Genomic DNA, 1,154 nt, shown 5'->3' with positions numbered 1-1,154 from the left:
TTCGGCGCAGAGTCACTCGACCAGTGAGCTATTACGCACTCTTTCAATGGTGGCTGCTTCTAAGCCAACATCCTGGTTGTCTGTGCAACTCCACATCCTTTCCCACTTAACACACACTTGGGGACCTTAGCTGATGGTCTGGGCTGTTTCCCTTTTGACAATGGATCTTAGCACTCACTGTCTGACTCCCGGATTTAAGTTTGTGGCATTCAGAGTTTGACTGGACTTGGTAACCCTTGGCGGGCCCCGCACCCAATCAGTGCTTTACCTCCACAACTCAACATCCGAGGCTAGCCCTAAAGCTATTTCGGGGAGAACCAGCTATCTCCGAGTTCGATTGGAATTTCTCCGCTACCCCCACCTCATCCCCGCATTTTTCAACATGCGTGGGTTCGGGCCTCCAGTGAGTGTTACCTCACCTTCACCCTGGACAGGGGTAGATCACACGGTTTCGGGTCTACGTCCACGTACTAAAGCGCCCTATTCAGACTCGCTTTCGCTGCGGCTCCGTCTTTTCAACTTAACCTCGCACGGGAACGTAACTCGCCGGTTCATTCTACAAAAGGCACGCCATCACCCATATAGAGGGCTCTGACTTTTTGTAAGCACACGGTTTCAGGTTCTTTTTCACTCCGCTTCCGCGGTGCTTTTCACCTTTCCCTCACGGTACTGCTTCACTATCGGTCACTAGGGAGTATTTAGCCTTGGCAGATGGTCCTGCCGGATTCCGACGGGGTTTCACGTGACCCGCCGTACTCAGGATACCTCTAGGGATTTCGTTCGATTTTGGCTACAGGGCTTTTACCTTCTATGCCGGACCTTTCCAGATCACTTCGCCTACCGAACTAACCCCACAACGAGGTCCTACAACCCCAAGGAGCAAGCTCCTTGGTTTGGGCTATTCCGCTTTCGCTCGCCGCTACTGACGGAATCACTTTTGTTTTCTTTTCCTCCAGGTACTTAGATGTTTCAGTTCCCTGGGTATGCCTCTACTATTGCTATGTATTCACAATAGAGTAACTGCGCATTACCACAGCTGGGTTCCCCCATTCGGACATCCCCGGATCAAAGCCTGCTTACGGCTCCCCGAGGCATTTCGTCGTTCGCCACGTCCTTCTTCGGCTCCTAGTGCCTAGGCATCCTCCGTGTGCTCT

General features: G+C 52.3%; 1 rRNA gene. It reads right to left on the bottom strand.

Annotated elements, in window-relative coordinates:
• Nucleotides 1-1,154: ribosomal RNA gene (locus GC102_RS00005) — 23S ribosomal RNA — on the bottom strand; the annotation flags it as partial.

The sequence above is a fragment of the Paenibacillus germinis genome (genome assembly GCF_013141785.1).
GTDB classification, from domain to species: Bacteria; Bacillota; Bacilli; order Paenibacillales; family NBRC-103111; genus Paenibacillus_E; species Paenibacillus_E phytorum.
This window is presented reverse-complemented; position numbering and strand designations above follow the sequence as displayed.